Source organism: Jejubacter calystegiae (assembly GCF_005671395.1).
Lineage (GTDB): Bacteria > Pseudomonadota > Gammaproteobacteria > Enterobacterales > Enterobacteriaceae > Jejubacter > Jejubacter calystegiae.
In genome coordinates this window covers 571,105-596,982 of sequence record NZ_CP040428.1, presented here as the reverse complement: position 1 = coordinate 596,982, position 25,878 = coordinate 571,105, and the positions used below count along the sequence as shown (strand labels likewise).

Here is a 25,878-nt window from a genome sequence, read left to right as displayed (position 1 = left end):
CAGGATGAACAAAGAAATTTTGGCCGTTGTCGAAGCTGTTTCCAACGAGAAAGCGGTACCGCGCGAAAAGATTTTCGAAGCGCTGGAAACTGCCCTGGCAACGGCGACCAAGAAGAAATATGAGCAAGAGATCGATGTGCGTGTCAGCATCGATCGCCGTAGCGGTGATTTTGATACCTTCCGCCGCTGGCTCATTGTGGAAGAGGTGACTCTGCCAACCCGCGAAATTACGCTGGAGGCTGCGCGCTTTGAAGATCCGGAACTCAACCCTGGCGACTATGTTGAAGACCAGATTGAATCCGTCACCTTTGACCGCATTACCACCCAGACCGCCAAGCAGGTCATCGTACAAAAAGTGCGTGAAGCCGAGCGCGCAATGGTGGTGGATCAGTTCCGCGATCGCGAAGGCGAAATCGTGACCGGGGTGGTGAAGAAGGTAAATCGCGACAGTATCTCGCTGGATCTGGGCAGCAATGCCGAGGCGGTGATTCTGCGTGAAGATATGCTGCCGCGGGAAAACTTCCGCCCGGGCGACCGCGTGCGTGGCGTGCTTTACGCCGTGCGTCCGGAAGCGCGTGGAGCGCAGCTGTTTGTCACCCGTTCCAAGCCGGAGATGCTGATCGAACTGTTCCGCATTGAGGTGCCGGAAATTGGTGAAGAGGTTATCGAGATTAAAGCCGCGGCCCGCGATCCGGGTTCCCGTGCCAAAATCGCGGTGAAAACTAACGATAAACGCATCGACCCGGTGGGCGCCTGCGTAGGTATGCGCGGTGCGCGCGTTCAGGCGGTTTCTACTGAACTGGGCGGCGAGCGTATCGATATTGTGCTGTGGGACGATAACCCGGCGCAGTTCGTCATCAATGCTATGGCGCCGGCAGATGTCGCCTCCATCGTTGTGGACGAAGATAAACACACCATGGATATCGCCGTTGAGGCCGGTAACCTGGCGCAGGCCATTGGCCGTAACGGGCAGAACGTTCGCCTGGCTTCCCAACTGAGCGGCTGGGAGCTGAACGTGATGACCATGGAAGACCTGCAGGCCAAACACCAGGCCGAGGCCAATGCTGCGATCGATACGTTTACCAAATATCTCGATATTGACGAAGATTTCGCCACGGTTCTGGTGGAAGAGGGCTTCTCCTCGCTCGAAGAGCTGGCTTATGTTCCGATGTCGGAACTGCTGGAGATCGAAGGTCTCGATGAACCAACCGTGGAAGCATTACGCGAGCGCGCTAAAAACGCGCTGACCACGCTGGCGCTGGCGAAGGAAGAGAGTCTCGGCGATAACAAGCCGGCTGACGACCTGCTCAACCTTGAGGGGATGGAGCATTCTCTGGCCTTAGAGCTGGCTGCACGTGGTGTCTGTTCGCTGGAAGATCTTGCTGAGCAGGGCGTGGACGACCTGTCCGATATCGAAGGCCTGACCGCAGAGCGGGCCGGGACGCTTATCATGGCGGCACGAAATATCTGCTGGTTCGGCGACGACGCGTAATCAACTTAGCAGGAAGGAACAGCATGACCGATGTAACCGTAAAAGCGCTGGCCGCAGAGATCCAGACTCCCGTGGACCGCCTGGTACAGCAATTCGCTGACGCAGGGATCCGGAAGTCTGCTGATGACTCTGTGACGGCGCAAGAAAAAGAAGCTTTGCTGGCACACCTGAATCGCGAACACGCTTCAGGGCCAGACAAGTTGACATTGCAGCGTAAAACGCGCAGTACTTTAAATATTCCGGGTACCGGCGGGAAGAGTAAGTCGGTACAGATCGAAGTCCGCAAAAAGCGCACCTTTGTAAAACGCGATCCGCAAGAGGCCGAACGTCTGGCAGCGGAAGAAGAAGCGAAGCGTGAAGCGGAAGAAACGGCCCGTCGTGAGGCAGAGGAAGCTGCCAAACGTGAGGCAGAAGAAAAAGCGAAGCGTGAAGCTGAAGAAAAGGCCAAACGTGAAGCCGCTGATAAAGCGAAACGTGAAGCTGCGGAAAAAGAGAAAGTGAGCAATCAACAGACCGACGAAGTGACCAAAGCCAGACACGCCGAGAAAGCCCGCCTGGAAGCCGAAGCCGCTGAGCTGAAGCGCAAGACCGAAGAAGAGGCGCGCCGCAAACTCGAGGAAGACGCCAAACGAGCCGCTGAAGAAGCGCGCCGCATGGCCGAAGCCGGTACCAAAGACTGGGAAGGGACGACGGATGATAGCGACTATCACGTAACCACCTCCCAGCATGCCCGTCAGGCTGAAGATGAAAACGACCGCGAAGTGGAAGGCGGACGTGGACGTAGCCGTACCAGCAAGGCCAGCCGTCATAAGAAAGGCAACAAGCATTCCGAGTCCAAGGCCGATCGTGAAGAAGCACGTGCCGCAGGGCGCGGTGGCAAAGGCGGTCGTAATCGCCGCGGCAGCGCGCTGCAGCAGGGCTTCCAGAAGCCTGCGCAGGCTGTTAACCGCGACGTGGTGATTGGTGAGACCATCACCGTTGCTGAACTGGCTAACAAGATGGCGGTAAAAGGCTCCCAGGTTATCAAAGTGATGATGAAGCTGGGTGCCATGGCGACTATCAACCAGGTTATCGACCAGGAAACCGCGCAGCTGGTTGCGGAAGAGATGGGCCATAAAGTGACTCTGCGCCGTGAAAACGAGCTGGAAGAGGCGGTAATGAGCGACCGTGATACCGGCGCTCAGGCTGAACCGCGTGCGCCGGTCGTCACCATCATGGGCCACGTTGACCACGGTAAAACCTCTCTGCTGGACTACATTCGTTCCACCAAAGTCGCCTCTGGCGAAGCGGGCGGCATTACCCAGCACATTGGTGCTTATAACGTTCACACCGACAACGGCAACATCACCTTCCTGGATACCCCGGGGCACGCCGCGTTTACCGCAATGCGTGCGCGTGGTGCTCAGGCCACCGATATCGTGGTTCTGGTGGTTGCAGCCGATGACGGCGTGATGCCGCAGACCATCGAAGCTATCCAGCACGCTAAAGCGGCGCAGGTGCCGGTCGTGGTTGCGGTGAACAAAATCGATAAGCCGGAAGCCGATCCGGATCGCGTGAAGAACGAACTGGCGCAGTACGGCGTTATTCCGGAAGAGTGGGGCGGCGAAAGCCAGTTTGTCCACGTTTCCGCTAAGGCCGGTACCGGTATTGACGAACTGCTGGATGCCATCCTGCTGCAGTCCGAAGTTCTGGAACTGAAAGCGGTACGTAACGGTATGGCGAGCGGTGTGGTTATCGAATCCTTCCTGGATAAAGGTCGTGGTCCGGTGGCATCCGTTCTGGTACGTGAAGGTACGCTGCACAAAGGCGACATCGTGCTCTGCGGCTTTGAATATGGCCGTGTACGTGCGATGCGTAACGAACTGGGCAAAGAAGTGACCGAAGCTGGTCCTTCCATTCCGGTTGAGATTCTGGGCCTGTCTGGCGTGCCGGTTGCCGGTGACGAGGCGACGGTTGTACGTGACGAGAAGAAAGCCCGTGAAGTGGCGCTCTACCGTCAGGGTAAGTTCCGCGAAGTGAAACTGGCTCGTCAGCAGAAGGCGAAGCTGGAAAACATGTTCGCCAACATGACCGAAGGCGAAGTCTCCGAAGTGAACATCGTGCTTAAGGCCGACGTTCAGGGTTCTGTCGAAGCTATCTGCGACTCGCTGCTGAAACTCTCCACCGACGAAGTGAAGGTGAAGATTGTCGGTTCCGGCGTTGGTGGTATCACCGAGACCGATGCGACCCTGGCTGCGGCATCCAACGCCATCATCGTGGGCTTTAACGTTCGTGCCGACGCCTCTGCGCGTAAGGTCATTGAAGCGGAAAGCCTGGATCTGCGCTACTACTCCGTTATCTATAGCCTGATCGACGAAGTGAAGCAGGCCATGAGCGGCATGCTGGCGCCGGAGTACAAACAGCAGATCATCGGTCTGGCCGAAGTCCGCGACGTGTTCAAGTCGCCGAAGTTTGGTGCTATCGCGGGCTGTATGGTTACCGAAGGCGTCGTCAAACGTCACAACCCGATCCGCGTCCTGCGCGAGAACGTGGTGATCTACGAAGGCGAGCTGGAGTCCCTGCGTCGCTTCAAGGATGACGTTAACGAAGTCCGTAACGGCATGGAATGTGGTATCGGCGTTAAGAACTACAACGACGTGCGTACTGGCGATATGATCGAAGTCTTCGAGATTATCGAAATTCAGCGCACTATCGACTGATAGACCACATATCGGCGTAATCATGGGGGGCTACGGCCCCCCTGTTTGTCTGGAGAAATTACCATGGCGAAAGAATTTGGTCGTTCGCAGCGCGTCGCTCAGGAGATGCAGAAAGAGATTGCCATCATCCTGCAGCGCGAAATCAAGGACCCGCGCTTAGGCCTGATGACTACCGTATCTGGCGTTGAGGTCTCACGTGACCTGGCCTACGCCAAAGTCTATGTCACCTTCCTGAATGACGATGATGCAGAAAACGTGAAGCAGGGCCTGAAGGCGCTAAAAGAAGCTTCCGGCTACATCCGTACCCTGCTGGGTAAGGCCATGCGTCTGCGTATCGTGCCGGAGCTGACCTTCTTTTACGATAACTCGTTGGTGGAAGGGATGCGCATGTCCAACCTGGTTTCCAACGTGATTAAGCAGGATGAAGCGCGTCGTGGGCGTGCTGACGATGGCGACAAGGAGGAGTAATGAGTCGTCCACGTCGTCGCGGTCGCGACATTCACGGCGTGCTGCTGCTGGATAAACCCGGCGGGCTCTCCTCCAACGATGCGTTGCAGAAGGTTAAGCGTCTCTATCGGGCTAATCGCGCTGGCCATACCGGCGCCCTGGATCCGCTGGCGACCGGCATGCTGCCCATCTGTCTTGGAGAAGCGACGAAGTTTTCCCGCTATCTGCTGGATACCGACAAGCGCTATCGGGTGATTGCCCGTCTTGGGCAGCGTACCGACACCTCCGATGCCGACGGCCAGGTGGTGGAAGAGCGCCCGGTGAACTTCAGCGCAGCAGAGCTGGCGCAGGCGCTGGAATCGTTTCGTGGCGAAACTCAGCAGGTGCCTTCGATGTACTCGGCGCTGAAACATCAGGGGCGTCCCCTGTATGAGTATGCGCGTCAGGGCATTGAAGTCCCGCGTGAGCCCCGGCCGATAGTGGTGTATGAACTGCTGTTTATTCGTCATGAAGGCGACGAGCTGGAGCTGGAGATTCACTGCTCCAAGGGCACCTATATTCGAACCATCATCGACGATCTCGGGGAAAAACTGGGCTGTGGCGCTCACGTTATCTTCCTGCGCCGTCTGGCGGTGGGACGTTATCCGACCGAACGGATGGTGACGCTGGAGCAGCTCAATGCGCTGGTCGCCCGGGCGGAAGCCGAAGAGTCTGATTCGGCAGCGCTGCTGGATCCGCTACTGATGCCGATGGACAGCCCGGCTGCCGACTTCCCGGTGGTTAATCTGCTGTCGGAAGTGGCTTTCTGGTTTAAGAACGGCCAGCCGGTACGGGTGAATGGCGCCCCTGCTGAAGGGCTGGTTCGGGTGACTGAAGGCGAAGAGCACAAGTTTATTGGCATGGCGGAAATCGCCGACGACGGGCGCGTGGCCCCGCGACGTCTGGTGGTGGAACACCAGGAGTAAATCTGGCGTCTGTGCGATATAACAAAGAAAAGGGGGGAGCGCTGATGGTGCTCCCCCCTTTGTTATTCAGGGATTAACGCAGATCTTTAACGGCGACGTGATCCATATCGTCGAAGACCTGGTTTTCACCAACCATTCCCCAGATAAAGGTGTAGGCGCGGGTGCCGACTCCTGAGTGAATCGACCAGCTTGGCGAGATCACTGCCTGCTCATTGCGAACCACGATGTGACGGGTTTCCTGAGGCTGCCCCATCATATGGAAAACGCAGCTGTCCTCTTCCATCCCGAAGTAGAAGTAGACCTCCATACGGCGTTCGTGGGTGTGGCAGGGCATGGTGTTCCACAGGTTGCCCGGCGCCAGTTCGGTCAGCCCCATGCTGAGCTGGCAGGTTTCCAGTACGTCGGGAATAAAATACTTATTGATGGTACGACGGTTACTGGTGACATCGTCGCCCAGCGTCTGGGGGGAGACATCCGCCGGTGTAACCCGACGGGTTGGGTAGCTCGTGTGCGCCGGTGCGCAGTTATAGTAGAAGCGCGGCGGATTTTGCGGATCCAGGCATTCGAAAACCACCTCCTTTGCGCCCTTACCCACGTACAGACCGTCGCGATGGCTCATCTCCCAGGCTTTACCGTCCACGGTGATGCGGCCCGCACCACCGATATTGATAACGCCCAACTCACGGCGTTCCAGGAAGTAGCTCACACCCAACTGCTTGCCGACCTCGCCACCCACACTGACCGTGCGGGTGACCGGCATAACGCCGCCGACAATGATGCGATCGATATGGCTGTAGGTCATGGTGTACTCATCGGCCACAAAGATCTGTTCAATTAAAAACTCTTTGCGCAGACCGGTAGTGTCCAGTGTTTTGGCGTGCTCGCTATGAATGCTCTGACGTACGTCCATTCTCTCTCCTCTCATGGGGAGGCGGTATCCCGCAACCCCGCAATGCTGTCTGATTAATACTGACGAAACTTTTCTTCATCAACTTCTTTTCATTCTATCAGCGCCAAAAAATAAGAGTGTGACGCGCATAACTAAAACAATGTTTCATTCTGTTCAAACACACGTTCCGTGTTATAGCTAAGCGCGAAGAATTCATCCAGAGCGTATCCAGGCAATGGTCTGCCACTCCGCGTTTACGCGGTGGTTCGCCCGTCTGACTCACGCCGAGGATATAGGGTCACTGTTTATCGCCGTAGAGGATCCGGCCATGCCCCGGTCTGATAAAACGGTAAGGATTAATGATGAAGATTAAAGCCACGATTGAACGTATCCCAGGCGGGATGATGCTGGTCCCTCTGTTACTTGGCGCGATACTGAACACCCTGGCGCCGTCGACGGGGGAGTATTTTGGTTCCTTCACTAAGGGAATGATCTCAGGGACGGTGCCGATTCTTGCCGTCTGGTTCTTCTGTATCGGCGCATCGATCGACCTGCGCGCCACCGGCACGGTACTGCGTAAGTCTGGCACTTTGGTGCTGACTAAAATTGCCGTAGCCTGGATTGTGGCTATCATCGCCGCTTCTTTTATTCCGGAAACCGGTATTCAGACTGGCGTCTTTGCTGGCCTGTCGGTACTGGCAATTGTTTCGGCAATGGATATGACCAACGGCGGTCTGTACGCCAGCCTGATGAATCAGTACGGCACCAAAGAGGAGTCTGGCGCTTTCGTTCTGATGTCGCTAGAATCCGGCCCGCTGATGACCATGGTGATTCTGGGCTCCGCAGGTCTGGCTTCCTTTGAGGCTCACCACTTTATCGGTGCGGTACTGCCGTTCCTGATTGGCTTCGCGCTGGGCAATATCGATCATGACTTCCGCACCTTTTTCAGCAAGGCAACGCCGGTACTGATTCCATTCTTCGGATTTGCGCTGGGTAACACCATTAATCTTGGCGTGATCCTCGATACCGGCCTGCTTGGCGTGCTGCTGGGCGTGGCGGTGATTGTGATTACCGGTATTCCGCTGATTCTTGCCGATAAGTTTATCGGTGGTGGTAACGGCACCGCAGGGGTTGCGGCTTCCTCAGCAGCGGGTGCTGCGGTCGCTAATCCGGTTATCATCGCGCAGATTAACCCGGCATTCGAACCGGTGGCCGCATCGGCGACCGCACTGGTGGCCGCCAGCGTTATCGTCACGGCGATTCTGGTGCCGATTATTACCGCGCTGTATGCCCGACACGTGGGCGGACATAAGCCCGGGGTTCCACCGCTCCCCGGGGCCGCGGCGGATAAGCCATAACAGCCAGGGCGCGGAGGTATTCTCCGCGCCCGATGCGTTACTGACGAGCCCTTATCTTGCGATAAAAGGCGGCGACAGGTAGAATACACCGGCTTTATTCGGGGGTTGCTGAATTAGAGATCGGCGCCCTGTCATTTACCTTAAGTTTTGGAGTTCTAAAATGTCTCTAAGCGTTGAAGCTAAAGCTAAAATCGTTTCTGAGTTCGGCCGTGATGCAAACGACAGCGGTTCTACCGAAGTCCAGGTTGCTCTGCTGACTGCACAGATCAACCACCTGCAGGGCCACTTTTCGGAGCACAAAAAAGATCACCACAGCCGTCGTGGTCTGCTGCGTATGGTTTCTCAGCGTCGTAAGCTGCTCGACTACCTGAAGCGTAAAGATGTTGCTCGCTACACCAGCCTGATTGAGCGTCTGGGTCTGCGTCGCTAATTTTTGCAAGTTTCAGAAAAGGGGCCTTTACGGCCCCTTTTTTCAACCAGATGGCAGCAATTGCAGGTAAACTCATGTATTGTTGCTAAGAGTGATCTTTACCGCAGAGGTTCGCGCGGCTAATGAGAGGCTTGACCGCCAGGGGCGGTGCAGGGTTGTCATTAGTCGCGAGGATGCGGCTAAGATCGGGTTCTAACGACAGCGCGCCACAGGGCGCGCTGCCATGTTAATGAGAGTAAGGGTACTATTTTGCTTAATCCGATCGTTCAAAAATTTCAGTATGGTCAGCATACGGTAACGATAGAAACCGGCATGATGGCGCGTCAGGCTACCGCCGCTGTCATGGTGAGCATGGATGATACCGCGGTTTTCGTTACGGCCGTTGGTGCTAAAAAAGCTAAACCGGGTCAGGACTTCTTCCCGCTGACCGTTAACTACCAGGAGCGTACCTACGCTGCTGGCCGCATTCCTGGCAGCTTCTTTCGTCGTGAAGGCCGCCCGAGCGAAGGCGAAACCCTGACTGCGCGTCTGATCGACCGCCCTATCCGCCCGCTGTTCCCGGAAGGTTTTGTTAACGAAGTTCAGGTCATCGCGACCGTTGTTTCGGTAAACCCGCAGGTTAACCCGGACGTTGTGGCAATGATTGGCGCTTCCGCCGCGCTTTCCCTGTCCGGTATTCCGTTTAACGGACCGATCGGCTGTGCGCGCGTGGGTTACATCAACGATCAATACGTGCTCAACCCGACCACTGATGAACTGAAAACCAGTCAGCTGAATCTGGTGGTTGCCGGTACTGAAGGCGCCGTTCTGATGGTTGAGTCCGAAGCTGAGTTGCTGAGCGAAGAGCAGATGCTGGGCGCCGTGGTATTTGGCCACGATCAACAGCAGGTTGTTATCCAGAACATCAATGAGCTGGTGGCTAAAGCGGGTAAACCGCGTTGGGACTGGCAGCCAGAAGCCGCAAACGAAGCGTTGAACGCGCGCGTTGCTGCCCTGGCTGAATCTCGCCTGAGCGACGCTTATCGCATTACCGATAAGCAGGAACGCTATGCGCAGATCGACGCGATCAAATCTGAAACCATTGCTGCGTTGCAGGCGGAACAGCCGGAAGACCAGCCGCTCGACGAAAACGAGCTGGGTGATATTCTGCACGCCATCGAGAAGAGCGTGGTGCGTTCCCGCGTACTGGCTGGCGAGCCGCGTATCGACGGTCGTGAAAAAGATATGATTCGTGGTCTGGATGTGCGCACAGGCGTTCTGCCGCGTACTCACGGCTCCGCGCTGTTCACCCGTGGTGAAACTCAGGCTCTGGTTACCGCGACGTTGGGTACCGAGCGTGACGCCCAGAACATCGACGAACTGATGGGCGAGCGTACCGATCGCTTCCTGTTCCACTACAACTTCCCTCCGTACTGCGTAGGCGAAACGGGGATGGTAGGTTCGCCGAAGCGTCGTGAAATTGGTCACGGTCGTCTGGCGAAGCGTGGCGTGCTGGCTATCATGCCGGACGCTGAGCGTTTCCCGTACACCGTGCGCGTGGTTTCTGAAATCACCGAATCCAACGGTTCTTCTTCCATGGCCTCCGTGTGTGGCGCCTCTCTGGCCCTGATGGATGCTGGCGTACCGGTGAAAGCCGCCGTGGCGGGTATCGCGATGGGTCTGGTGAAAGAAGGCGACAACTACGTCGTGCTGTCCGATATCCTGGGCGACGAAGATCACCTGGGCGATATGGACTTTAAAGTTGCCGGTTCCCGCGACGGTATCACTGCGTTGCAGATGGATATCAAAATTGAAGGTATCACCCGCGAAATCATGCAAGCGGCGCTGAACCAGGCTAAGGGTGCGCGTCTGCACATCCTGGGCGTTATGGAGCAGGCTATCAACGCACCGCGTGGTGACATCTCTGAATTTGCGCCGCGTATCCATACCATCAAGATCAGTCCTGATAAGATCAAAGATGTTATCGGTAAAGGCGGTTCCGTTATTCGCGCACTGACCGAAGAGACAGGCACCACCATTGAGATCGAAGACGACGGTACCGTGAAGATTGCGGCGACCGATGGCGATAAAGCGAAACACGCCATCCGCCGTATCGAAGAGATTACCGCTGAGATCGAAGTAGGCCGTATTTACAACGGTAAAGTTACCCGCATCGTTGATTTCGGTGCTTTTGTTGCCATTGGCGGCGGCAAAGAAGGGCTGGTGCACATTTCTCAGATCGCCGATAAGCGTGTAGAGAAAGTCTCCGATTACCTGGAAATGGGCCAGGAAGTGCCGGTTAAGGTACTGGAAGTGGACCGTCAGGGCCGCGTCCGACTGAGCATGAAGGAAGCTGCTGCTGAAGCGGCTCCGGCTGCGGCGCCTGCCGCACCTGAAGCTGAATAAGATGCGCTTTTCCGGCACTCTGCCAGTAATGGCAGAGTGCCGGTAAGCAGAGCTGGAAGCTCTGCGTTCCAGCCGGGGAACAGGACGTTCATCCAATAGTGTCTTCGGGAGTAGGAAATGAAGCCTTTTTTGCGCTGGTGTCTCGTTGCGACCGCTCTGGCGCTGGCAGGATGCAGCAGTAGCACTGCCTGGCGTCAGAATGAAGTACTGGCCGTGCCGCTACAGCCGACCCTCCAGCAGGAGGTGATTCTGGCGCGCATGGAACAGATTCTTGCCAGTCGGGCTTTAACCGATGATGAACGCGCTCAGCTTTTATATGAGCGCGGAGTATTGTATGATAGTCTCGGCTTGCGGGCTCTGGCGCGAAATGATTTTTCACAAGCGCTGGTGATCCGCCCGGATATGCCCGAGGTATTTAATTACCTGGGCATTTATTTAACGCAGGCGGGCAATTTTGATGCCGCCTATGAAGCGTTTGATTCTGTACTTGAGCTTGATCCAACATATAACTACGCGCATTTGAACCGGGGAATCGCCCTCTATTACGGTGGACGTTACCGGCTAGCGCAAGATGATCTGCTGGCGTTTTATCAAGACGATCCCAATGATCCTTTCCGTAGTCTTTGGGTCTACCTTGCCGGAAGCAGGATAGACGAAGACCAGGCCAAAGTGATGCTTAAGCAGCACTTTGACAAAGCGGATAAAGAGCAGTGGGGATGGAACATCGTCGAATTCTACCTTGGTCGCATCAGCGAAAAGACGCTGATGGAAAGACTGAAGGCAGACGCAACGGATAACACCTCGCTCGCTGAGCATCTCAGTGAAACCAACTTCTATTTAGGTAAGTACTACCTGAGTCTGGGGGATAAGAGCAGTGCCAGTGCACTGTTCAAGTTGACGGTCGCGAACAACGTCCACAACTACGTTGAGCACCGTTATGCATTGTTGGAATTAGCGCTCCTGGGCCAGGAGCAAGATGACCTGGCAGAATCGGACCAGCAATAGCTGACGAACATTAACCCATTAACCTTAAAGAATTCGTGTTGCAGGCAGGCAACGTACTACCGAGTCACTGACACAATGTCAGTACCCGGCGAATGCGAACGGCCTTTGGTTCGGCAACCCGAATGTGACGGGTGAAATCCCTTTTAAGTCATCATCTTAGCGGGTGAGGGGGTTTTTGTTTGTTAATCCATACAATTTGAGCCGGTTCACACTTTTCAATGAAAATTACAGACCATTTTCAAGATGAGTTATGTAGACTGGCCGCCATTGATACTGAGGCACTTGTACTACATGGCTGATATCGAAACCACTTTTAGCGAGCTGGGCCTGAAAGCCCCCATTCTTGAAGCACTTAACGACCTGGGCTATGAGAAGCCTTCTCCGATCCAGGCTGCCTGTATCCCGCACCTGCTGGAAGGTCGCGATGTGCTGGGGATGGCCCAGACCGGTAGTGGCAAGACCGCGGCATTTTCCCTGCCGCTGCTGAACAACATTGACGCAAACCTGCGCGCTCCGCAGCTTCTGGTGCTGGCGCCGACCCGCGAACTGGCGGTGCAGGTTGCTGAAGCCTGTAATGATTTCTCTAAACACATGCGCGGCGTACAGGTTCTGGCGCTTTACGGCGGCCAGCGTTACGACGTGCAACTGCGCGCCCTGCGTCAGGGACCGCAGATCGTTGTGGGTACCCCGGGTCGTCTGCTTGACCACCTGAAGCGCGGTACCCTGGATCTCTCCAACCTGAAAGGGCTGGTACTGGATGAAGCCGACGAAATGCTGCGTATGGGCTTTATCGAAGATGTGGAAACCATCATGGCGCAGATCCCGGAAGGGCATCAGACCGCGCTGTTTTCCGCCACCATGCCGGAAGCGATCCGCCGCATCACTAAGCGCTTTATGAAGGATCCGCAGGAAGTGCGTATCCAGACCAGCATTAACACTCGTCCGGACATCAGCCAGAGCTACTGGAGCGTCTGGGGAATGCGTAAGAATGAAGCGCTGGTTCGTTTCCTGGAAGCGGAAGATTTCGACGCTGCAATCATCTTCGTGCGTACCAAAAATGCCACTCTTGAAGTGGCCGAAGCGCTGGAGCGTAACGGCTACAACAGCGCCGCGCTGAACGGCGACATGAACCAGGCGCTGCGTGAGCAGACCCTGGAGCGTCTGAAGGATGGCCGCCTGGATATCCTGATTGCCACCGATGTTGCTGCCCGTGGTCTGGATGTGGATCGCATCAGCCTGGTCGTGAACTACGATATCCCGATGGATGCCGAATCTTATGTACACCGTATCGGTCGTACCGGTCGTGCTGGTCGTGCAGGGCGCGCGCTGCTGTTCGTGGAAAACCGCGAGCGTCGCCTGCTGCGCAACATCGAGCGCACCATGAAGCTGACCATCCCGGAAGTGGAACTGCCGAATGCAGAACTGCTGGGCCAGCGCCGTCTGGCGAAATTCGCCGGTCGCGTTCATCAGCAGCTGGAAGCCAGCGATCTGGATCAGTATCGCGAACTGCTGAGCAAGCTGCAGCCGGAAGACGAGCTGGATATGGAAACTCTGGCCGCCGCGCTGCTGAAAATGGCACAGGGTGAGCGTCCGCTGATTCTGCCGCCGGATCCGGTTGTCGAGCGTCGTCCCAAGCGCGAATTCCGTGAGCGTGACGACCGCCGCGGTGGCGAGCGCAGCGAGCGCCCGCGCCGTGAACGTCGCGACGTTGGCGATATGGAGCTTTATCGCATTGAAGTGGGCCGTGATGACGGTGTGGAAGTTCGCCATATCGTGGGCGCCATCGCCAACGAAGGTGACATCAGCAGCCGTTATATCGGTAACATCAAGCTGTTTGCTTCCCACTCAACCATCGAGCTGCCGAAAGGGATGCCGGGCGATGTGCTGTCGCACTTTACCCGTACCCGCATTCTGAACAAGCCGATGAACATGCAGCTGTTGGGCGATGCCCAGCCGCGCGGCGAACGTCGCGGCGGTGGCGGTGGCGGTGGTCGTAACTTCAACGGCGAGCGTCGCGGTGGCGGTGAAGGTCGTCGCTTTAACAACGAACGTCGTGAAGGCGGTGGTCGCTTCTCCGGTGAGCGTCGTGAAGGCGGTCGCGGTCGTCGCGAAGAGAGCGGCAATCGTCGTCGCTTCGGTGATGCATAAAAATTAAGCGGAAAATGCTGCTTTACCCGCTGTAAAGTAAAATAAACGAATCCCGATCTGCCCGATCGGGATTTTTTTATCCCTTTTGTACTCATGTACTGGTACAATGCAGCGGCAGGCAGATGGCCCGCCACGATTTACCTTACAGGAATAGCATCAGATGACCGCACTCTCCACTTCCCGTCCGACGCCCTCCATTCTGGGCGGTGTGATGATTATCGGGGGCACCATTATTGGTGCCGGTATGTTCTCTCTGCCTGTAGTGATGTCTGGTGCCTGGTTTTTCTGGTCGCTGGCGGCGCTGGTATTCACCTGGTTCTGCATGCTGCATTCGGGGCTGATGATTCTGGAAGCCAACCTGAACTACCCGCCGGGCGCCAGCTTCGACACCCTGACCAAAGATCTGCTGGGCCGTGGCTGGAACCTGGTGAATGGCCTGTCCATTGCCTTTGTGCTCTATATCCTGACCTATGCCTATATCTCGGCCAGCGGCTCGATCATCCACCATACTCTGGGGGAGATGGGCGTTGTTTTTCCGGCACGGATGGCGGGGCTGCTGTTTGCACTGGCGGTGGCCTTTATCGTCTGGTTGAGTACCCGGGCGGTCAGCCGGATGACCGCGATTGTGCTGGGGGCCAAGGTGATCACCTTCTTCCTGACTTTCGGCAGCCTGCTGGGTCACGTTGAGCCGGGCACGCTTCTGAACCTGAGTGAAGAAAGCCCGCGCTATGCCCCCTACCTGCTGATGACGCTGCCGTTCTGTCTTGCCTCTTTCGGCTATCACGGTAACGTTCCCAGCCTGATGAAATACTATGGCCGCGAGCCTAAGCTGATTATCCGCTGTCTGCTCTGGGGGACGCTGATTGCCCTGGGGCTGTACGTTATCTGGCTTCTGGGCACTATGGGCAATATTCCGCGCCAGGACTTTATCGGCATTGCTCAGAAGGGCGGTAATATCGATGTGCTGGTTCAGGCACTGAGCGGTGTGCTGAACAGCCGTTCGCTCAATCTGCTGCTGGTGATTTTCTCTAACTTTGCGGTGGCCAGCTCTTTCCTTGGCGTAACGCTGGGACTGTTTGACTACCTTGCGGATCTGTTTGGTTTCGACGATTCACCGCTGGGTCGTCTGAAGACGGCGCTCATCACCTTCCTGCCGCCGATGGTGGGGGGCCTGCTGTGGCCGAACGGGTTCCTGTATGCTATCGGCTATGCCGGGCTGGCGGCGACCATCTGGGCCGCTATCGTACCAGCGCTGCTGGCGCGGGCGTCACGCAAGCGCTTTGGCAGTCCTCGCTTTCGGGTATGGGGCGGTAAGCCGATGATTGCGCTGATTCTGGTATTTGGCGTCGGTAACGCGCTGGTGCATATTTTTTCCAGCTTTAATCTGTTGCCGGTGTTTCAGTAACAGCCATAAAAAAGGGACCTTCGGGTCCCTTCAGGTTGATGACAAAGAGGGAAAAAACGTGGTTTTTCCTTCTTTGTGGTTGAGCTGCCGAAAATCAATGAATTGATTTTCCTTGTTTATTTTTCTGGTGATTCTGGCCGAACGCGTTCGGCCCAGGTTTGCCATTAGTCTCAGGGACCTTCGGGTCCCTTCCATTCAGCGCAGATGGTGAATCACCTGATTGCTGCTGCCGCGCCAGATGAGCGCCGGATCTCTCAGGTCCTGAACGAACTTACCGTCCACCAGAACGTTAATCAGACTCACCACCTCCATTTGCTGGGGGGTCAGCTCATCCAGCTTGTAGCCGGTCCAGACCCAGATGTCTTTGCCGGGGCATTCGCGACGAACCCGCTGCACCAGTTTCAGAATATCGGGCACATTTTGCGGATGGAGCGGATCGCCGCCAGAGAGCGATAGTCCCTGGCGCCGTACCCGGGTGTCATTGAGGTCATCAATGATTTTTTGCGCCATCTCTGGCGTAAAGGCAACGCCGGAGTTCAGACGCCAGGTGCTTTTGTTGTAGCAACCGGGGCACTGATGAACGCAACCCGCCACAAACAGCGTGCAGCGGGTACCCGGCCCGTTAACCACATCGACCGGGTAATACTGGTGTATGTTCATCCTCAGCCCAACTGGCCGTTGCCCAGGTGCTTAACGCGGCGTTTCACCTCTTCCTGTTTACCGGCGTTAAACGGGCGCGCGTCCGGGCTGCCCAGGTAGCCGCAGACCCTGCGGGTAACTGAAACCCGGCTGGCGTCATGGTTACCGCATTTCGGGCAGGTAAAGCCTTTACTGGTGCAGTCGAACTCGCCGGTGAAGCCGCATTCGTAACATTCATCGATCGGCGTGTTGGTGCCGTAATAGGGCACGTGCTGGTAGCTGTAATCCCAGACATCTTCCAGCGCTTTCAGGTTATGCTGCAGGTTGGGATATTCGCCGTAGCAGATGAAACCGCCGCTGGCGACGGGCGGGTAGGGCGCTTCGAAGTCCAGCTTATCGTAAGGATTCACCTTCTTCTCCACGTCCAGGTGGAAGCTGTTGGTGTAGTAGCCCTTATCGGTTACGCCCGGTACTACGCCGAATTCAGCGGTATCCAGACGACAGAAGCGATCGCACAGGTTTTCGCTCGGGGTGCTGTAGAGGCTGAAGCCGTACCCGGTTTCCTCTTTCCAACTGTCTACAGCCTGGCGCAGGCGCTGAACAACGTCGAGCGCTTTAGCGCGCAGCGTTTCGCTGTCATAAACGTGCTGATTGCCGTATAGCGCGTTAATGGTTTCGTGGATGCCGATATAACCCAGCGAGATAGAAGCGCGACCGTTTTTAAAGATCTCTGCGACGTCATCGTCCGCTTTCAGGCGTACGCCGCAGGCACCTTCCATATAGAGGATTGGCGCAACCCGGGCCTTAACCCCTTCCAGGCGTGCGATACGGGTCATCAGCGCTTTTTTCGCAAGCAACAGGCGTTCGTCGAGCAGCGCATGGAAACGCGCCTCATCACCTTTAGCTTCCAGCGCGATACGCGGCAGGTTGAGGCTGATGACGCCCAGGTTGTTACGGCCATCGTGAATCTGTTCGCCGTTTTCTTCATACACCCCCAGGAAGCTGCGGCAGCCCATCGGGGTCTTAAAGGAGCCAGTGACTTTCACCACCTGGTCGTAGTTCAGGATATCCGGATACATGCGCTTGCTGGCGCACTCCAGGGCCAGCTGCTTAATGTCGTAGTTGGGATCGCCAAACTGGTGATTCAGGCCATCGCGGATGGCGAACACCAGCTTCGGGAAGACCGCGGTTTTGCGGTTCTTGCCCAGGCCGGCGATGCGGTTACGCAGGATAGAGGTCTGGATCAGACGCGATTCCCAACTGGTACCCAGACCAAAACCGAAGGTCACGAACGGCGTCTGGCCGTTGGCGGTATGCAGGGTGTTCACCTCATATTCCAGCGACTGGAAGGCGTCGTAGCACTCTTTTTCGGTGCGGGCGCGGGCATAACCTTCGGCATCCGGAATCTGCCATTCGTCGGCGGTTTTACGGTGCTTGTCAAAGCTGGCAGTGACGAAAGGTGCCAGCACTTCGTCGATACGGTTAATGGTGGTACCGCCATAAATATGACTGGCTACCTGGGCGATGATCTGGGCAGTGACCGCCGTCGCGGTAGAGATAGATTTCGGTGGTTCGATCTCCGCATTGCCCATCTTAAAACCGCGGGTCAGCATGCCTTTCAGATCGATCAGCATACAGTTGAACATCGGGAAGAAGGGGGAGTAGTCGAGATCGTGGTAATGGATCTCTCCGCGCTCGTGAGCGCGCACCACATCGCGCGGCAGCAGATGCTGTTTGGCGTAGTGTTTGGCAACGATACCCGCCAGCAGGTCGCGCTGGGTGGGGATCACTTTACTGTCTTTATTGGCGTTTTCGTTCAGCAGTGAGGCGTTGGTCTGTTCGACCAGCCCCCGGATCTCCTGATTGAGCTGGCCGCGTTTTTCACGGGCAACATCGCGGTCATGGCGGTATTCGATATAGGCGCGGGCCAGCTGTTTGTACGGACCGGACATCAGCTGGTTTTCCACCGCGGTCTGAATCTCGTTGATATCGACCTGACTGCGATCCTGCATCAGGTTGCTAACAGTCTCCGCGACGGTGGCGCAATAGTCTGCGTCATCGACCCCCGCGGCGACGGCGGCGCGTATAATCGCTTCTTGAATACGCGCTGAAGTGAAAGGTACTTTGCACCCATCCCGTTTCATCACATGCGGTGTCATGATCTCTCCATTTTAAAAACAGGTTATCCACAGCGTTGACCGTTGGGCAGTACATCCTTTGCGGCTTGTTAATTAGAGGCTTTTCGCAATACCCGCCCGGCATTATCCACAGCCCGGCGCCTGTTTCCGGGCCGGGTGTGGTATCAGTCAATATGCACCAACTACAACATGTTGGGGTTGGTTGTGATTTTATTGCCTATATATGGTGTTTTCACTAAAGATGTTTGCGCTGTTGTTGACTCAGATCAAAGTAAAATTCCCGCTCCTGAAATGACGCGGCCTGGAACAAAGAGGGTGTTTTCTAATAAATCGATTGCCCGTTCAGATTTAAGTCATTCTGCGGCCGTGTTGGTTGACGTGCGGTTTAGTGACCGGACATTAGGATTTATCCCGATTATCGGCGGCATAGTGTCGCCCTTTCTTCTTTCTGCCGTTACCGGAGGCGTTATGGACCCCGATCCTTATCCCCAGTTGTGTAATTTCTTCCGGTAAGTCAGTTCTCTTCTTTTGATGGCTGCCTTCCGGAAGCGGAAGGCAGCGACACGCGTTGTGTCCCTGCCTGCTCGTTGATTTATTGCCCTGACGGGACGGCCTTGTCGTATCCGTAGGGATTGCGGCGCCTCGCAAGAAGCGCCGGAGGGACGCTTATGCTGTTTACTTTACTTTCTTCCCCTTTTACTGCTGCGCGTGGCTTACTGAACCGGGAAAAGCGCGCCAGAGCCGGGAGCGATGCCGAACTGGCTCGCGCCTGCCTGCACTATGCCCGTATGGATGAGGCTGCCCTGATGCGCCATTTCGCCAGCCATCCGGAAGGGCTGACCCCCGGAGAGGTAGTGAAAGCCAGAGTGCGCCACGGTCTGAATCAGGTGGCGTCGGAGTGTTCCACGCCATGGTGGCGCTATCTGGTTCGTAGCTACGTCAACCCCTTCAACCTGCTGCTGACGGCACTGGCGGCGATCTCCTGGGCTACGGACGATCTTTCCGCCACGGTAATTATTGCGCTGATGGTGTTTATCTCTACGCTGTTAAACGCGATTCAGGAGCTGCGCTCTTCCCGGGCAGCGCAGGTCCTGAAGGCCATGGTCAGTAGTAATGCGACTGTACTGCGCACCCTGAACCAGCGGGGCGAAAGCGGCTACGTGACCATTCCGGTTGAAGATCTGGTGCCGGGCGACATCGTCAAGCTGGCTGCGGGCGATATTGTTCCTGCCGATCTTCGCCTGTTGAACGGTCGGGCGCTGTTTGTTTCGCAGGCGACGCTGACCGGCGAATCGCTGCCGGTAGAGAAATCGGCTCAGCCCTGTGATTCCACCGGCAGTCCGTTAGAAAGCAGCAACCTGTGCTTTATGGGCACCAGCGTGGCCAGCGGCAGCGGCCTGGCTTTAGTGGTGGCCACCGGAGAGAACACTTGGTTCGGGCAACTTGCCCGTCAGACGCTGGGGAAGGATCCTGAGCCTAATGCGTTTCGTCAGGGCATCAGCCGGGTCAGCCTGCTGCTGATCCGCTTTATGCTGGTGATGGCGCCGATCGTACTGCTGATCAACGGGTTTACCAAAGGTGACTGGTGGGACGCCGCGCTGTTTGCGCTTTCGGTGGCCGTAGGACTGACGCCGGAAATGCTGCCGATGATCGTCACTTCCACGCTGGCGAGGGGCGCTATGAAACTGTCGCGTCAGAAGGTGATCGTCAAGCGGCTGGACGCCATTCAGAATTTCGGCGCGATGGACCTTCTGTGTACCGATAAGACCGGCACCCTGACCCGGGACCGTATCCGGCTTGAGGGATACATGAATCTCGATGGCCAAACAAGCCAGCAGGTACTGGAGATGGCGTGGCTTAACAGCCATTACCAGACCGGTCTGAACAGCCCGCTGGATGAGGCGATAAAAGAAAAAATGGCGCAGGTTCAGGGGGAGGAGATCGCAGCCCGCTGGCGCAAAGTGGATGAGGTGCCCTTCGACTTCAGCCGACGTCGGATGACGGTGGTGGTGAGCCAGACGGTGGATAGCCACTGGCTGATCTGTAAAGGCGCGCTGGAAGAGATGCTGAATGTCTCGACCCGGATACGTCAGGGGAGCGACGTTATCAGGATGGATAGCGCACTACGCGCCAGGATTCGCCAGACAGCGGAGCGGCTCAATCGTGAAGGGCTACGGGTGGTGGCGGTTGCCAGTAAGCCGCTGCCGATGCGCGACAGCGAGTATGGACAAAGGGATGAGTCGGATTTGATCCTGGAAGGTTTTCTGACCTTCCTCGATCCGCCGAAAGAGAGCACGGCGCCTGCGCTGCGGGCGCTACAGGCGGGCGGCGTGGCGATTAAAGTGCTGACCGGTGACAGCGAACTGGTGGCGGCGAAAGTCTGCCATGAGGTCGGGCTGGCGCCAGGCGAAGCCCTCACCGGTAGCCAGATTGAGGAGATGGACGATGCCACCCTGGCCGCCAGGGCGCGGGAGTGCGTGCTGTTCGCCCGCCTGACGCCGCTGCAGAAGTCGCGTGTGGTCTGTCTGCTACGCGAACAGGGGCACGTCGTGGGCTTTATGGGCGATGGTATTAACGACGCTCCGGCGCTGCGCGCGGCAGATATTGGTATCTCGGTCGATAGCGCGGTGGATATCGCCCGTGAGGCGGCGGATATTATTCTGCTGGAAAAGAGCCTGATGGTGCTGGAACAAGGGGTACGCGAAGGGCGCCGCACCTTTGCCAACATGCTTAAGTACATCAGAATGACCGCCAGCTCCAACTTCGGCAACGTCTTTAGCGTGCTGGTGGCCAGCGCCTTTTTGCCTTTCCTGCCGATGCTACCGCTGCATCTGCTGATTCAGAACCTCCTTTACGATATGTCACAGGTGGCGATTCCGTTTGATAACGTGGATGAGGAGCAGGTGGCTCGGCCCCAGCGTTGGGAGCCGGCGCAGATTGGGCGCTTTATGCTGTTTTTCGGCCCGATCAGTTCCATCTTCGACATCCTGACCTTCTGCCTGATGTGGTGGGTATTCCAGGCCAGGGTACCGGAGGCCCAGACTCTGTTCCAGTCAGGATGGTTTGTGGTCGGTCTGCTGTCCCAGACGCTGATCGTCCATATGATTCGCACCCGGCGCCTGCCATTCCTGCAAAGCCGCGCCGCCTGGCCGCTGATAGTGATGACTCTGGTGGTGATGGCGCTGGGGATCCTGCTGCCTTTTTCGCCCTGGGCCGAATGCCTGCATCTTCAGGCTCTGCCGTTAAGCTACTTCCCGTGGCTGGCGGCGATTCTGGCTGGCTATATGGCGCTGACTCAGGCGGTGAAAGGATTCTATAGCCGACGTTATGGTTGGTAGTAAGCCTTAATTGTGGCGATGTGTGAACGGCGTCCCGTTACCCGGTTTGCTCAAATCTTCTTCTCGTGATACCAGATGCGTTGACCATTTGACATCATAAAGAAGGAATCTTTGATGCTAAAATCAGTGCGTTATGCCGTACTGGCCGGAGCGCTCTCATTGAGTTTTTGCGGCCAGGCCGCGCCAGCTGGTGATCTGCCTCTGATGCCCTGGCCGCAGAAGGTGGAACTTTCAGCGCAGGCCGGTTATCTGACGCTGGATAATGAAGTATCGATAGCGATACGGGGCGACGATCTGGAAGGCGCTGTCGAGCGCTGGCGCCAGCGTATTGCCTTACAGACTGGCTGGGAGCTAAAGCCTCAGTCCGGCAGCCACCGGCCCCCGACCATAACGGTTACCATCGCCCAACGACTGGACCCCCAACCCCGGTTGGACAGCGATGAAAGCTATCACCTGAGTATCACTGCCGAAGGGGTGAAGCTCAATGCCGCCACGCGCTTTGGTGCGCTGCGCGGTATGGAGACGCTGCTGCAGTTGATCCGTCCGGGAGCGGAGCGAGTGGCTATCCCCTGGATAGAAATCGAAGACAGGCCGCGCTTTCCCTGGCGCGGACTGCTAATCGATTCTGCCCGTCATTTTATGCCGGTCAGCACTATTCTGCGCCAGCTCGACGGTATGGCGGCGGCGAAGCTTAACGTGTTTCACTGGCATTTGACCGACGATCAGGGCTGGCGTTTCGCCTCTACCCACTATCCTAAGCTTCAGCAGCTGGCGAGCGATGGTCAGTTTTATACCCAGGCGCAAATGCGGGAAGTGGTGCGCTATGCCACTGAACGGGGAATCCGCGTCGTGCCCGAGTTTGATGTTCCCGGACATGCCTCGGCCATTGCCGTGGCCTATCCCGAACTGATGAGTGCGCCAGGGCCTTATGCGATGGAGCGCGAATGGGGTGTGTTAAAGCCGGTGCTGGATCCTACAAAAGAGGAGACGTACCGGTTCATCGATACCCTGGTCGGGGAGCTGGCCGATATCTTCCCGGACAGCTATCTGCATATTGGCGGCGATGAGGTGGATGATACCCAGTGGCGCAACAACCCCGATATCCAGAATTTTATGCGTCAGCACCAGTTGGCCGACAGTCACGCGCTGCATACCTGGTTTAACCAGCGGCTGGAGACCATTCTGGCAAAACATCAGCGGCGCATGGTGGGCTGGGACGAGATTTTTCATCCCTCTCTGCCTAAGCGGAGCCTGATTCAGTCCTGGCAGGGGCAGGATGCGCTGGGTAGTATTGCCAGAGCGGGCTATCAGGGCATTTTGTCCACCGGCTTTTACCTCGACCAGCCTCACGCCACCGCCTATCACTACCGTAATGAAGTTCTGCCCCAGGGTCTTAATGATATCGATAAGCCCCGGAAAGGGGACAGGGCGCAAAGCTGGTCCTTTACCATGCCTCGGCTGAAGGGGAGTGCGGTGGAAGGTAGCTTCACACTGATTGCCGATGCCGAAAATCGCACGTGGCGGGGTTTTATTGACTTCAAGGGGAAGTCACGGCGTGCCGTGCGTGATATCACCTGGCCCGGTGACGGACAGGTGAGCTTTAGCGTTGATACCTGGATGGGCGAAACGCGTCCGGTACTGACGCTGCGGGAAAATGTGCTGAGCGGATATTTCCTGGTGGGGAATACGCGCTATCCGGCCAGCGGTAAACGTCTGGAGGATATACCCGAAGGGAGGGCGCCGGTGGTTCCTGAACAGGAGCAAATGGCTAATATTCTCGGTGGCGAAGCCGCTCTCTGGGCCGAAAACGTGATAGCGCCGGTGATGGATATCAAACTCTGGCCGCGGGCTTTTTCGGTTGCCGAGCGGCTGTGGTCTGCCCGTGACGTTAACGATGTGGACAATATGTACCGCCGGCTGGCGCAGACGGACGCCTGGTCGACCATCTCTGTGGGATTGCAGCAGCATGACCAGTCTCAGCGTCAGATGATGCGCCTGGCGGGCACTGCCGATATTTTGCCATTGCAGATTCTGGCTCAGGCGCTGGAGCCCGCCCAGTACTATACCCGCAACCATCTGAAATTCCAGGCCGGAAACTACCACCAGTTCGAGCCGCTTAATCGACTGGCGGATGCGCTGGGGCCAGAGAGTATGACAACGCGACAGGTGCAGGGCTGGGTGGATGCGCTGATCGCCAATCCCCGGGATAAAGAGAGCGCTCAGGCGCTGCGCCGTCTCTTTATCCGCTGGCAGGATAACTATCAGGATCTCCTGCCATTGCTGGAAGGAAGCTATCAGTTACGGGCGATTAAACCGGTCGCGGAGGATGTGGCGCATCTGGCGGCATTGGGGCTGAAAATGATCGAACGGATAGAAAAACGGGAGCGTATCAGTGCTGCAGAGCGGGCCCTGTGGCAGAGTCAACTGGATGAAGCCGCCCGGGTGCGTGATGAACTGGTGATTGCGGCGGTATATCCGCTGGAAAAACTGTTGCGTGCTGGCGTGGAACTGAATCAATAACGGATGGAAGGCCGCAGCCGTCTGGCTGCGGCATGCGCCGATTAGCGGCGTAACGCGATAGCTTCGATCTCGATCTTCACGTCTTTCGGCAGACGCGCCACTTCCACGCAGGAGCGCGCCGGGAACGGCGCATCATTTTCAGTGAAGAAGGCCTCGTAAGCGGCGTTAACGATGGCGAAGTCGTTCAGATCCTTCACGAAAACCGTGGTTTTCACAATATCACTCGCTTTCAGACCGGAAGCTTCGACCACCGCTTTGACATTTTCCAGCGACTGGCGGGTTTGTGCTGCTACATCTTCTGATACGCCGCCGGTTTTTGGATCTACAGGGATCTGACCGGAGGTAATGATCATGCTGCCCAGGTCAACGCCCTGAACATAGGGGCCGATAGCGGCCGGTGCATTTTCCGTACTGATTGCGCGAGACATAGTCCTCTCCTGAAAAAGTCGTTCGTTATTAGCATAAGGCTCCCCCATTATAGGGAGCCTTGCTTTTATTTCCATCACCTTACCCGGCCAGAACCACCTGGTGTGAGAACTCTTTCTCACAGTATTTGCATTTCAGTGCAATATCCTGTTGGCGCTTTTTCACCGTAAAGCTGGTGGCGACCGGTTCATTGCGGCTGATGCAGTTGCTGTTCGGGCACACCAGCACGTTTTCAATCCGCTCCGGCAGCGCCGGACGGCTCTTACCCACCACCTCATAATTGTCGATACGGTTAACGGTGGCCTGAGGGGCATAGATGGCGAGCTGATTCACCTGCTCATCGGTCAGAAAAGTATTCTCAATTTTAATCAGATCCTTGCGACCCAGCTCGCCGGAGGGAAGGTTCAGGCCAATGGTAATACGCTGGTCGGTTTCGGTCAGACGGAACAGCGTCAGCAGGCGAAAGCCCACCCGGGCCGGAATATGATCGATCACCGTGCCGCGCTTAATCGCCTCAACCTGCAGTTTATTATCCTGTGTCATTTTGCTTCCCCTTTACTTAAGCCAAATCCTGAGTCAGTACCAGCGCCAGCAGCGCCTGGCGCGCATAGATGCCGTTCCCGGCCTGCTGGAAATACCAGGCATGGGGCGTGCGGTCGACATCGGTGGTGATTTCGTCCACTCTGGGCAGCGGGTGCAGTACCTTCATATTGGCGCGAGCGCCTTCCAGATCGGCGGCGCGTAGAACAAACTGCGCCTTCACACTGGCGTATTCTGACGGATCCAGTCTCTCTTTCTGTACCCGGGTCATATACAGAATATCCGTCTGAGCCATCACTTCATCAATGCTGCCGTGCAGGCTCCAGGTAATGCCTTTCTCGTCGAGCATATCGAGGATGTACTGCGGCATCGCCAGGGCATCCGGCGCAATAAAGTAGAAACGGTTACCGTTGAATTTCGCCAGCGCCTGGGCCAGAGAGTGCACGGTGCGCCCGTATTTCAGATCGCCCACCATGGCGATATTCAGGTTCTCCAGCCGACCCTGGGTTTCACGGATGGTAAACAGATCCAGCAGCGTCTGGGTCGGATGCTGGTTAGCGCCGTCACCGGCGTTCAGCACGGGTACCGCCCCGGAAAACTCGGTGGCCAGACGCGCGGCGCCCTCCTGGGGGTGACGCATCACAATGGCGTCGACATAGGTGCTGATAACCGAAATGGTATCGGCCAGGGTCTCTCCCTTCTTTCCCAGCGAGGTGTTGCTACTGTCGGAAAAGCCAACGACCGATGCGCCCAGGCGCTGAATGGCGGTTTCAAAGGAGAGGCGGGTACGGGTGGAGGCTTCAAAGAAGCAACTGGCGATCATTTTATGCTTCAGCAGTTCCGGCTGTGGGTGAGCCTTCAGGCTTGCGGCGGTGTCCAGCACCAGCTCCAGCTCCTCGCGGCTGAGGTCGTTGATGGAAATAATATGTTTCTGATAGAGCGGATTAGCCATCGTTCTCTCCTGTTTTCGACGCCCCGGCGCGTATCGGGCAAAAAAAAGCCCCTCAAACGAGGGGCTTTTTGATAATCGGTAAATGATGCGGAAGAAAAAAAG

The 25,878-nt window shown here is 56.7% G+C and carries 19 protein-coding genes and 1 pseudogene; 14 read left to right on the top strand and 6 right to left on the bottom strand.

The window, feature by feature from the left end; genetic code table 11:
• The first annotated feature begins 4 nt into the window (after positions 1-4).
• From nusA to truB, 4 genes are all read left to right on the top strand, one after another.
• On the top strand, positions 5-1,492 hold the full coding sequence (nusA, locus tag FEM41_RS02700) for a transcription termination factor NusA (RefSeq protein WP_138094200.1): 1,488 nt from the start codon (positions 5-7) through the stop codon (positions 1,490-1,492).
• Positions 1,493-1,515: 23 nt separating this feature from the next.
• Positions 1,516-4,191 (top strand): translation initiation factor IF-2, encoded by a 2,676-nt coding sequence (gene infB / locus FEM41_RS02695; RefSeq protein ID WP_138094198.1) that lies wholly within the window; start codon positions 1,516-1,518, stop codon positions 4,189-4,191.
• Between the two features lie 63 nt (positions 4,192-4,254).
• Positions 4,255-4,659, top strand: coding sequence for a 30S ribosome-binding factor RbfA (gene rbfA, locus FEM41_RS02690; protein WP_138094196.1), 405 nt, complete (start codon positions 4,255-4,257; stop codon positions 4,657-4,659).
• Positions 4,659-5,603, top strand: coding sequence for a tRNA pseudouridine(55) synthase TruB (truB, locus tag FEM41_RS02685; RefSeq protein ID WP_138094194.1), 945 nt, complete (start codon positions 4,659-4,661; stop codon positions 5,601-5,603). Before rbfA ends, truB begins: the two co-directional genes overlap by 1 nt.
• Positions 5,604-5,676: 73 nt before the next feature.
• On the opposite strand, the gene kduI is transcribed toward truB, so the two are convergent.
• Positions 5,677-6,513: a 5-dehydro-4-deoxy-D-glucuronate isomerase gene (gene kduI / locus FEM41_RS02680; protein ID WP_138094192.1), complete on the bottom strand. Its 837-nt coding sequence runs from the start codon at positions 6,511-6,513 to the stop codon at positions 5,677-5,679.
• A 341-nt stretch (positions 6,514-6,854) separates the two neighbouring features.
• On the opposite strand from kduI, the gene kdgT reads away from it, so the two are divergent.
• The 7 genes from kdgT to mtr all read left to right on the top strand — a co-directional run bounded on the left by kdgT (position 6,855) and on the right by mtr (position 15,223).
• Positions 6,855-7,850, top strand: coding sequence for a 2-keto-3-deoxygluconate transporter (kdgT, locus tag FEM41_RS02675; protein WP_138099093.1), 996 nt, complete (start codon positions 6,855-6,857; stop codon positions 7,848-7,850).
• A gap of 160 nt (positions 7,851-8,010) precedes the next feature.
• Positions 8,011-8,280, top strand: coding sequence for a 30S ribosomal protein S15 (gene rpsO, locus FEM41_RS02670; protein WP_138094190.1), 270 nt, complete (start codon positions 8,011-8,013; stop codon positions 8,278-8,280).
• A 249-nt stretch (positions 8,281-8,529) separates the two neighbouring features.
• Positions 8,530-10,665, top strand: coding sequence for a polyribonucleotide nucleotidyltransferase (gene pnp / locus FEM41_RS02665; protein ID WP_138094188.1), 2,136 nt, complete (start codon positions 8,530-8,532; stop codon positions 10,663-10,665).
• 117 nt (positions 10,666-10,782) lie between these two features.
• On the top strand, positions 10,783-11,670 hold the full coding sequence (nlpI, locus tag FEM41_RS02660) for a lipoprotein NlpI (protein WP_138094186.1): 888 nt from the start codon (positions 10,783-10,785) through the stop codon (positions 11,668-11,670).
• Positions 11,671-11,888: 218 nt separating this feature from the next.
• Positions 11,889-11,969 carry a protein YrbN gene (gene yrbN, locus FEM41_RS25135; protein ID WP_138099092.1) on the top strand — a complete coding sequence of 27 codons (81 nt, stop codon included), beginning with the start codon at positions 11,889-11,891 and terminating at the stop codon, positions 11,967-11,969.
• Positions 11,962-13,818: a DEAD/DEAH family ATP-dependent RNA helicase gene (locus tag FEM41_RS02650; protein WP_138094184.1), complete on the top strand. Its 1,857-nt coding sequence runs from the start codon at positions 11,962-11,964 to the stop codon at positions 13,816-13,818. Before yrbN ends, FEM41_RS02650 begins: the two co-directional genes overlap by 8 nt.
• A 160-nt stretch (positions 13,819-13,978) precedes the next feature.
• The gene (gene mtr, locus FEM41_RS02645; RefSeq protein WP_138094182.1) at positions 13,979-15,223 is read left to right on the top strand and encodes a tryptophan permease; all 1,245 of its coding nucleotides are present in this window, start codon (positions 13,979-13,981) and stop codon (positions 15,221-15,223) included.
• A gap of 195 nt (positions 15,224-15,418) precedes the next feature.
• Here the strand turns inward: mtr and nrdG are convergent, their stop codons facing one another.
• On the bottom strand, positions 15,419-15,883 hold the full coding sequence (gene nrdG / locus FEM41_RS02640; RefSeq protein WP_138094180.1) for an anaerobic ribonucleoside-triphosphate reductase-activating protein: 465 nt from the start codon (positions 15,881-15,883) through the stop codon (positions 15,419-15,421).
• A gap of 2 nt (positions 15,884-15,885) precedes the next feature.
• Entirely contained in the window at positions 15,886-18,021 is a 2,136-nt protein-coding gene (gene nrdD, locus FEM41_RS02635) for an anaerobic ribonucleoside-triphosphate reductase (protein ID WP_138094178.1), read from the bottom strand.
• Between the two features lie 183 nt (positions 18,022-18,204).
• Here nrdD and FEM41_RS02630 point away from each other — a divergent pair, with 183 nt between their 5' ends.
• The 3 genes and pseudogenes from FEM41_RS02630 (at position 18,205) to FEM41_RS02620 (ending at position 23,858) form a co-directional block, all read left to right on the top strand.
• On the top strand, positions 18,205-18,513 hold the full coding sequence (locus tag FEM41_RS02630; RefSeq protein ID WP_138094176.1) for a hypothetical protein: 309 nt from the start codon (positions 18,205-18,207) through the stop codon (positions 18,511-18,513).
• Between the two features lie 245 nt (positions 18,514-18,758).
• A pseudogene (gene mgtA, locus FEM41_RS02625) lies at positions 18,759-21,338 on the top strand (magnesium-translocating P-type ATPase); the annotation flags it as partial.
• A 114-nt stretch (positions 21,339-21,452) separates the two neighbouring features.
• The gene (locus FEM41_RS02620) at positions 21,453-23,858 is read left to right on the top strand and encodes a beta-N-acetylhexosaminidase (RefSeq protein WP_138094172.1); all 2,406 of its coding nucleotides are present in this window, start codon (positions 21,453-21,455) and stop codon (positions 23,856-23,858) included.
• A 41-nt stretch (positions 23,859-23,899) separates the two neighbouring features.
• On the opposite strand, the gene ridA is transcribed toward FEM41_RS02620, so the two are convergent.
• The 3 genes from ridA to pyrB form a co-directional block, all read right to left on the bottom strand.
• A complete protein-coding gene (gene ridA / locus FEM41_RS02615) occupies positions 23,900-24,286 on the bottom strand; it encodes a 2-iminobutanoate/2-iminopropanoate deaminase (RefSeq protein ID WP_138094170.1) in 387 nt (128 codons plus the stop codon).
• A 79-nt stretch (positions 24,287-24,365) separates the two neighbouring features.
• Positions 24,366-24,827: an aspartate carbamoyltransferase regulatory subunit gene (gene pyrI, locus FEM41_RS02610; protein ID WP_138094168.1), complete on the bottom strand. Its 462-nt coding sequence runs from the start codon at positions 24,825-24,827 to the stop codon at positions 24,366-24,368.
• A 16-nt stretch (positions 24,828-24,843) separates the two neighbouring features.
• Entirely contained in the window at positions 24,844-25,776 is a 933-nt protein-coding gene (gene pyrB / locus FEM41_RS02605) for an aspartate carbamoyltransferase (protein WP_138094166.1), read from the bottom strand.
• Between the last annotated feature and the right edge of the window lie 102 nt (positions 25,777-25,878).